This window comes from Sphingomonas bacterium (assembly GCF_903643035.1).
Lineage (GTDB): Bacteria > Pseudomonadota > Alphaproteobacteria > Sphingomonadales > Sphingomonadaceae > Sphingomonas.
Genome location: NZ_CAHJWW010000146.1, coordinates 1 through 6936, shown reverse-complemented (window position 1 = coordinate 6936; position 6936 = coordinate 1). Strand labels below are relative to the sequence as shown.

Here is a 6936-nt window from a genome sequence, read left to right as displayed (position 1 = left end):
CATAGGCGATGCGGGCGGTGACCCGCGCGCCGGCCGCCAGCGGGCGGGGCAGGGCGATCGCCAGCCGCCCGTCGGGGTTGCTCCACGCGGCGGGGGCCAGCGGCTCGCCGTCGATGCTGATCGCGGAGACGGGCAGGTTGCGGTCGAGGTCGACCAGCAGCCGCGACAGCGGCGCCTCCAGCCGGAAGGTGAGCGTCGCGACGCCGTTCAGCGCGTGCGTGTCGGGCAGCACCTCGAACCGGAGGTCCGCCGCCTCGAACACCAGCGCGGCCTGTTCGGGCGCCACCGGCCCGCCCGAGCGCATCGTCTGCGCGGTTAGCGGCGGCTCGCCTTTTCCGGGAAGGGCCTGGGCGGCGGCGAGCGTCAGCAAGGGGACGAGGATCATCTTCTGTCTTCCGTTCGCCCCGAGCCTGTCGAAGGGCTGCTTCGCCTCTGCCCGCGTCGGTGGAAGAAGGACAGGGGCTCGACAGGCTCGGCCCCAACGGCCCGGGAAGGTCCCGCCAGCGCGCGCCCGATTGATGGTTCCGTTACCTCGCCCCATATACCGACGTGAGAGGGCGCCCATCCGGGACCCGCCGGAGCTTTCATGACCAGCTACCCCCTTCTTCCGCTACGCGATATCGTCGTCTTCCCGCACATGATCGTCCCGCTGTTCGTCGGCCGCGACAAGTCGGTCGCCGCGCTGGAGGCGGCGATGGCGGCGGACAAGGAGATATTTCTCGTCGCGCAGCTCGATCCGGGTGAGGACGATCCCGCCCGCGACGACCTATACACGATGGGCGTCACCGCCACCGTGCTTCAGCTGCTGAAGCTGCCCGACGGCACCGTCCGGGTCCTGGTCGAGGGCAGGCAGCGCGCGACGATGGAGGCGCTGAGCGAGGCGGACGGCTTTCTGACCGCCGAGGTCGAGCAGGTGGCGGACATCGAGGTGGAGGGGCCTGAGGTCGCCGCGCTGATGCGCACGGTCGTCGAACAGTTCGAGAACTACGCCAAGCTCCACCGCAAGCTGCCGTCCGAGACCGCGACGCAGATCGCCGAGCTGGTCGAGGCGGCCAAGCTGTCCGACGCCGTCATGGCCAACGTGCAGGTCAAGGTGGCCGAGAAGCAGGCGCTGCTGATGGAGGCCAATCCGCTCCGGCGGCTGGAGATGGCCTATGCGCTGATGGAGGGCGAGCTCGGCGTCCTGCAGGTCGAGAAGAAGATCAAGAGCCGCGTCAAGCGCCAGATGGAGAAGACGCAGCGCGAGTATTACCTCAACGAGCAGCTGAAGGCGATCCAGCGCGAACTGGGCAACGACGGCGAGGAAGGCGACGGCGACGAGATCGCCGAGCTGGCGCAGAAGATCGCGACGCTCAAGCTGTCCAAGGAGGCGCGGACCAAGGCGACCACGGAGCTGAAGAAGCTGAAGACGATGGCGCCGATGAGCGCCGAGGCGACGGTGGTGCGCAACTATCTCGACGTGCTGCTCGGCCTGCCGTGGGGCAAGAAGACCAAGATACGCCGCGACATCGCCGCCGCCCAGGCGACGCTGGACGAGGACCACTATGCGCTGGAGAAGGTGAAGGACCGGATCGTCGAGTATCTCGGCGTGCAGGCGCGCACCAACAAGCTGAAGGGGCCGATCCTGTGTCTCGTCGGCCCGCCGGGCGTCGGCAAGACGTCGCTGGGCAAGAGCATCGCCAAGGCGACGGGCCGCGAGTTCATCCGCCAGTCGCTGGGCGGGGTGCGCGACGAGGCGGAGATCCGCGGTCATCGCCGGACGTACATCGGCTCGCTGCCGGGCAAGATCGTCACCAACCTCAAGAAGGCGGGCGCGTCCAACCCGCTGTTCCTGCTCGATGAGATCGACAAGCTTGGCCAGGATTTCCGCGGCGATCCCGCGTCCGCGCTGCTGGAGGTCCTGGACCCCGAGCAGAACGCCAAGTTCAACGACCATTATCTGGAGATCGACATCGATCTGTCGGACGTGATGTTCGTATGCACCGCCAATACCCTCAACCTGCCGCAGCCGCTGCTCGACCGGATGGAGATCATCCGGCTGGAGGGCTATACGGAGGACGAGAAGGTCGAGATCGCGGAGCGTCACCTCGTCGCCAAGCAGGTCGAGGCGCATGGCCTCAAGGCCGGCGAGTTCACGCTCACGACCCAGGGCCTGCGCGCGCTGGTGCAATATTACACGCGCGAGGCGGGTGTGCGGACGCTGGAGCGCGAGATCGCGCGGCTGTGCCGCAAGGCGCTGCGCCGCATCCTGGAGGGCAAGGACGCCGCGATCGTCGTGACGCCCGACAACCTCCACGAGTTCGCCGGCACCCGCAAGTTCCGGCACGGCCTGTCGGAGGAGGAGGATCAGATCGGCGCGGTCACGGGCCTGGCCTGGACCGAGGTGGGCGGCGAGCTGCTGACGATCGAGAGCGTGACGGTGCCCGGTAAGGGCGCGGCCAAGGTGACGGGCAAGCTCGGCGACGTGATGAAGGAGTCGATCGACACCGCCTTCTCGTTCGTGAAGGCGCGCGCGCCCTCCTATGGCATCAAGCCGAGCCTGTTCCACCGCAAGGACATCCACATCCACCTGCCCGAGGGCGCGGTGCCCAAGGACGGGCCGTCGGCGGGTGTCGGCATGGTGACGTCGATCGTCTCGACGCTGACCGGCACGCCGATACGCAGGGAAGTGGCGATGACCGGCGAGGTGACGTTGCGCGGGCGCGTGCTGCCGATCGGGGGGCTGAAGGAAAAGCTGCTGGCGGCGATGCGCGGCGGAATAGAGACGGTGTTGATCCCCCGGGAGAACGAGAAGGATCTCGCCGACATCCCCCAGAACATCAAGGACGCGCTGAAGATCGTTCCCGTGGCGCATGTCGACGAGGTGCTGGCGCTGGCGCTGACGCGACCGCTGGAGGCGATCGACTGGACCGACGCGGACGAGCTCGCCGCGCTTCCCCCGGCGACGATCGCGCTGGCTGGCGGCGAGCTGCACCACTGAGGACCCCGGGGGACCCGGGCGATCGAAGCCCCACCGCCCGCCTTCCGGTGGGCGGCGGTTTCGATTTGACAGCCGACGCGGCGGCAGTCTTACTGCCGGCCTTGGGGATGCCGCCATGTCGTGTGCGAGGCCCCGTGTTCGCATCGGGGGCAAGCGCAGGCATGAACAAGCAGGAATTGATCGCGACCGTGGCGGACTCCGCCGGTCTCGCCAAGGGCGATGCGGCGCGCGCTGTGGAGGCGGTGTTCGACACGATCGCGGTCACGCTGAAGAAGGGGGACGAGGTGCGGCTGGTCGGCTTTGGCACCTTCCTGCTGTCGCGGCGCAAGGCATCCACCGGCCGCAACCCGCGCACCGGCGAGCCGATGACGATCAAGGCCTCGCACAATCCCAAGTTCAAGGCGGGCAAGCTGCTGAAGGACAGCGTCAACTGATCGACGGCCGGGCGCGGCATGGTCTGGACAGCGGACGAACGGCCGCCTAAAGGCGCGCTTCCGGTTTCCGCCAGCGGCTTCGCGGCGGAACGATCGGGCGCGTAGCTCAGCGGTAGAGCACACCCTTCACACGGGTGGGGTCACAGGTTCAATCCCTGTCGCGCCCACCATGGCGGAGCGCGAAGCGGCGTCAGCCGCCTCGCGCGGGCACGGCCGGCGGGGCGCCTGCCCCGATCGACGCTGCGGCGCCGTCCGGCCACGGAGCCCTCCCAGAACCATTCAGGACGTCGCTCGGGACAGGCTTGTCGAAGGGCTGTCCTTCTTCTTCCTGTCGTGAGAAGACAATCCTTCGACAGGCCTGTCCCGAGCGACGTCGAAGGGCTCAGGGTGAACGGGGAGGGTGGAAGTGAAGCGTTTCGGTCTGATCGGAGCGGCCCTGCTAGCCACCGCCGCGGCTCCGCCGGCCGCGCGGGCGCCCATCCTCCTCGAACCCGACCGCGTCTTCACCGCCACGGACGGCATCGCCCATGCCGGGTGGCGGGTGCTGGTGGCGGACGGGAAGATCGTCGCGGTCGGCCCCGACCTGTCGTTGCCGGCGGGCGCGGAGGAGCGGCGGCTGCCCGGGACGACGGTGCTGCCGGGACTGATCGATGCCCATGTCCACCTGTTCCTCCACCCTTATGACGAGACGAACTGGAACGATCAGGTGCTGAAGGAGCCGCTCAGCCTGCGCACCGCGCGCGCGGTGGCGGCGGCGCGGGCGACGCTGATGGCCGGGTTCACCACCGTGCGCGACCTGGGAACGGAGGGCGCGGGCAATGCGGACGAGGGGCTGAAGCTCGCGATCGAGCAGGGGATCGTGCCCGGCCCGCGCGTGCTGTCCGCCAACCGCGCGATCGTCGCCACCGGCTCCTACGGGCCGCGCGGGCTTGCGTTCGACGTGCCGCAGGGCGCCGAGGAGGCGAGCGGCGAGGGCGTGACCGCCGCCGCGCGCCGCCAGATGGGCGAGGGCGCGGACGTGGTGAAGCTCTACGCCGACTATCACTGGCTCGGGGGTCCGGGCGGCTCCACGCCCACCTTCACCGTCGCCGAGATGGCGGGCGCGGTAGGGGCGGCGCACGACGCGGGGCGCAAGGCCGCCGCGCACGCGCACACCGCCGAGGGCATGCGCCGCGCGACGCTGGCGGGCGTCGACACGGTGGAGCATGGCGATGAGGGCACCGCGCAGGTGTTCCAGCTGATGAAGGCGCGCGGCACGGCGCTCTGCCCGACGCTCGCGGCGACGGAGGCGATCACGCGCTATCGCGGCTGGAACGGGCAGGCGCCAGAGCCGCCCGCGATCACCGCCAAGCGAGCGAGCTTCGCTGCCGCGGTGAAGGCGGGCGTGACTCTGTGCGCGGGCGGCGACACGGGCGTGTTCGCGCATGGCCGCAACGCGCGCGAGGAGGAGCTGATGGTCGCCTGGGGCGGGCTCGCCCCCGCCCGCGTGCTGACGATCGCGACCGCGGGCAACGCGGCCGTGCTGGGGCTGGCGGACCGGCTGGGCGCGATCCGCCCGGGGCTGGCGGCGGACCTGGTGGCGGTGGACGGCGACCCGACACGGGACATCGCCGCGCTGGAGCGCGTGCGGCTGGTGATGAAGGGTGGCGAGGTGGTGCGGGAGTGATGTGGTCGATTACCGCTCGTCAGTGGACGGGGAGAATGACGAGAGGGAGATGACAGGAGGTCAGTGCCGATATGACAGCACCGTGGTGGTCCGCTCCCGTCACTATCGCTATTTTGGTACCCGGCCGAACGAGCATAGCCGCTACGATGTTACTGCAGATTTTCTCATCTCGACGTCTGTAGAAAACTGGGAGTGCAGCGTACCGGGTTCCGGCCGTCAAATGCCGCACCGTGTCGTAATAGGCAGCCGTCACCCTATCATAGCGACCATCCGTTATATTGCGTACCGTCGCAGTTGATAGAAGCTGATCCTGCCGGTTCGACAAAGATGCGAGCCTCGTAACCAGATGCTTATGTCTCAAGTCTTGCGGTAACGCTCCGAAATCCATGGTCTCTTCGAGCTTTTTTATGGGCTCTGGACTGTCCACCAATCCTTGGGGATCGGCCGTCCCGCAATCTCATCGCCAAGCCAATCGAAACCGAAAGTCCGAGACGGAAAATGGTGCGCGAGTTCCACCATTTCGACAGGATAGTTGTCGAGGAGATACTCGTCCGGCTTGCCGAGATCTTCATTGCGTATTTCCACCCCAACCCAATCGGGATGAAACCGAGCAACGGCTGAGTAAAGGTCGTCGTATGTGTATCGCTTACTCGACGCGAGCCGCTTATGCATGCTGGCCATGACCATCACCGTTGTGCGGCCGTGCGGGCGCAACGCCAGTGCGGGAGAGCCGGCAATCGACACTCCAAATCCGATCAGTAGGTCACGACGATGGATCGTGTTCATGACGCTGATCGCTCCAAACCCAACCCGGCGAAATGTTCGAGCGTCCTGTGCATCGTCTTCACGTCCTCGGCTCGATACTTCAGCAACTTCAAGGGTTTCTTACCGCCACTCCCGCTCTCGAAACCACTTCGTGATCACGTATTTCACCCCCGCGCGCACCTTCATGCCGTGGTGGATCGTCGCCGGGTTGGTCGTGCCGTCCGGCCGGCGGTTGTTCCAGGCGACGAGCTTGCCCGTCTCTGGCTGGACGATCTTGTCGATCGCCTTGAACCGGGTGGCCCCGCCCGCTTCCGGCTCGTTGAGATAGACCATCACCGTCCACGTCCGGTTGCCCGCCACGCCGCAATACCGCTGGTAGTCGACGCCGGTGGGCTCGAAATAGTCGGTGTGGCCCTTGAACTCCTGCCCGATCGCGTACCGCTGGCCCTGGATCGGCTCGCCGAACGCGCGGTGCAGGCCGGTTAGCGCCAGGATCGCGCGTTCCACCTCGTCCACCACCGGATCGGCGCGGTCGAGGTCGCAGGTCTCGCTGGTCCGGAAGTCGGCGACGCCGATGTCGTCGGAGATCGTGGACGGCCGCCGCCCCGCGTCGATCCGCTCGATCAGCGCGGCGCAGGAGCCGGGCGACAGGAAGCCGCGCCGGAGGAACAGCGTCAGCTTCGGGCTTGGCACCCGCTGCACGCCGGGCTGCGCGGCGAGACGCGCGACGACGGGGGCGGGGTCGAGGCCGGAGCCCGGAAGCGCCGCCGCCGGCGCGGGGGCAGGATCGATCGTCGCCATGTCGCCATTATGCCAGCCCGGCTCGCCCTAGCGCAACCGGCGCGAATGCTTCATGAAGCCGGGCGTTGGGCGACGACGACGGGCGCGGCCGGTGTGCGGTGGGGATTGGAGAGTTATGCGCTTGGTGCTCGACGCGAGGGCGCGTCGATGGGTGCGGCGGTTGCCGGCGGTGAACGTCTATTCGGCGGCGGAGCTGGCGTTGCTGGGGCTGCTGGCGATCCAGGCGGCGCGGCTGGTGTGGGCGGTGGCGACCCCGGTCGGCCCGCTGGGCGACTGGCGCCCGGCCGAGC

General features: G+C 68.3%; 5 protein-coding genes, 1 tRNA gene and 1 pseudogene. 4 read left to right on the top strand and 3 right to left on the bottom strand.

What is annotated here, in order from left to right:
• A pseudogene (locus HUV01_RS10130) lies at positions 1-385 on the bottom strand (M1 family peptidase); the annotation flags it as partial.
• Positions 386-586: 201 nt separating this feature from the next.
• Here HUV01_RS10130 and lon point away from each other — a divergent pair.
• The 4 genes from lon to HUV01_RS10110 all read left to right on the top strand — a co-directional run bounded on the left by lon (position 587) and on the right by HUV01_RS10110 (position 5080).
• Positions 587-2980, top strand: a complete 2394-nt coding sequence (gene lon, locus HUV01_RS10125) for an endopeptidase La (protein WP_174298147.1) — start codon at positions 587-589, stop codon at positions 2978-2980.
• 161 nt (positions 2981-3141) lie between these two features.
• A complete protein-coding gene (locus HUV01_RS10120; protein ID WP_174298146.1) occupies positions 3142-3414 on the top strand; it encodes an HU family DNA-binding protein in 273 nt (90 codons plus the stop codon).
• Between the two features lie 95 nt (positions 3415-3509).
• A tRNA-Val gene (locus HUV01_RS10115) sits at positions 3510-3584 on the top strand.
• A 236-nt stretch (positions 3585-3820) separates the two neighbouring features.
• Positions 3821-5080, top strand: a complete 1260-nt coding sequence (locus HUV01_RS10110) for a metal-dependent hydrolase family protein (protein ID WP_174298145.1) — start codon at positions 3821-3823, stop codon at positions 5078-5080.
• 405 nt (positions 5081-5485) lie between these two features.
• Here HUV01_RS10110 and HUV01_RS10105 read toward each other — a convergent pair whose 3' ends face one another.
• Together HUV01_RS10105 and HUV01_RS10100 are read right to left on the bottom strand one after the other, a co-directional pair.
• A complete protein-coding gene (locus HUV01_RS10105; protein ID WP_174298144.1) occupies positions 5486-5866 on the bottom strand; it encodes a hypothetical protein in 381 nt (126 codons plus the stop codon).
• A 99-nt stretch (positions 5867-5965) separates the two neighbouring features.
• Positions 5966-6646 (bottom strand): prolyl hydroxylase family protein, encoded by a 681-nt coding sequence (locus HUV01_RS10100; protein WP_174298143.1) that lies wholly within the window; start codon positions 6644-6646, stop codon positions 5966-5968.
• Positions 6647-6936 lie beyond the last annotated feature (290 nt).